Genomic DNA, 1,254 nt, shown 5'->3' on the forward strand with positions numbered 1-1,254 from the left:
CCCCAGCGCAACCTGGCCGTGGTGGACCGCGAGGTGATGGAGCGCCGCATCGACCGGCTGGAGAACGCGCTGCGCGACGCGATGTCCCGCACGCGTGACAACAAGGGCCGCGAAGGCATCCGCGCCGCGATGGAGGAGCTGGACAAGCTGAGCGAGTACGTGGACGACGCCGCGCCCTACGGCACGGGCCTGCCGCCCCCGCAGGGCAACTACCCGGGGCCGCAGCAGCCGCCCCCGCCGCCGCCGGTGCGGCCCATCGCGGACGCGCAGTTCCGCAGCCTCACCCAGGCGATGGTCCGCGAGGCCTTCCCGCGTGACAAGCTGCGGGTGCTGTCGCAGGTCACCCCGAACGAGAACTTCCTCGTGACGCACGTGCTGACCCTGCTGGGCCAGTTCCCCCACTCCGACGACAAGCTGGAGGTGGTGCGCCTGATGCGGCCCGCCCTGCTGGATCCGCAGAACGGCTTCGAGCTGTACCAGGCGTTCCCGTTCTCGTCGGACAAGCAGAAGCTGCAGGCCATCCTCGACGGCGGCGGGCGCCGCTAGTCGGCGAGCCTCGCGAGCCTGGCGAGGCTCACCGTCGGGAGAGCGCGGACCAGATGGTCCGCGCCTCCGGCGAGTCCGCGGTCGCGTGGACGCTGGCCACCACGCGGCCCTCCGCATCCAGGGCCAGGACATAGGGCGTCTCGCTGGAGGCCAGACCCAGCGCCTTGCGCATGTCGCCGTCCTTGTCCAGCCAGGTGTCCGTCCAGAACGCTTGCGGCACCTGGCCCTTCGCCTTGCCCCGCGCCGCGCCCTCGCTGACGAAGAACGGCAGCTTGAGGGTGATGAGCGACTGGCGGTGCACCGACTCCGGCACCTGCTGCTGATCCGCCACGGTGTACCACTGGCGCATCGCCTCGCCGGCGTTCTTGTCGGTGATGATCACCACCAGAGCGGGCCGGCCCTTCAGCTCCTCGCTCGTGTGCGCGCTGGCCTTCAGATCATTCGCGGAGAAGGCCGGCAGCGGCTGGCCCCGCGAGGGCAGCGCGAACGCGCCCGACGACAGCAGGAGCACGCCGGCCAGGCCCGCCCCGGTGAGGGTGGAACGTCCGCGCCGCGGGTGTCTGGGTTGGCATGCCATGACGTGTGAGGTGCGCACGCGGCGTCGGGCTCCCTAGCAGCCGGGATGCCTGCGCACGTCCGCCTGCCTGTCCCCATGACGAATCCGTTAGGGTGGGAGCCTCCCCCTCCCCCGGAGTCGCTGATGAGAAT

General features: G+C 71.2%; 2 protein-coding genes. One reads left to right on the forward strand and one right to left on the reverse strand.

Going from position 1 to position 1,254, the window contains the following annotated elements:
- A partial coding sequence (locus tag D7V97_RS43085; RefSeq protein WP_120616274.1) for a DUF4476 domain-containing protein occupies positions 1-546 on the forward strand: 546 nt, incomplete at its 5' end.
- A 28-nt stretch (positions 547-574) separates the two neighbouring features.
- Here the strand turns inward: D7V97_RS43085 and D7V97_RS43090 are convergent.
- On the reverse strand, positions 575-1,057 hold the full coding sequence (locus D7V97_RS43090) for a hypothetical protein (protein WP_120616275.1): 483 nt from the start codon (positions 1,055-1,057) through the stop codon (positions 575-577).
- Positions 1,058-1,254 lie beyond the last annotated feature (197 nt).

The sequence above is a fragment of the Corallococcus sp. CA053C genome (genome assembly GCF_003611675.1).
GTDB lineage: Bacteria > Myxococcota > Myxococcia > Myxococcales > Myxococcaceae > Corallococcus.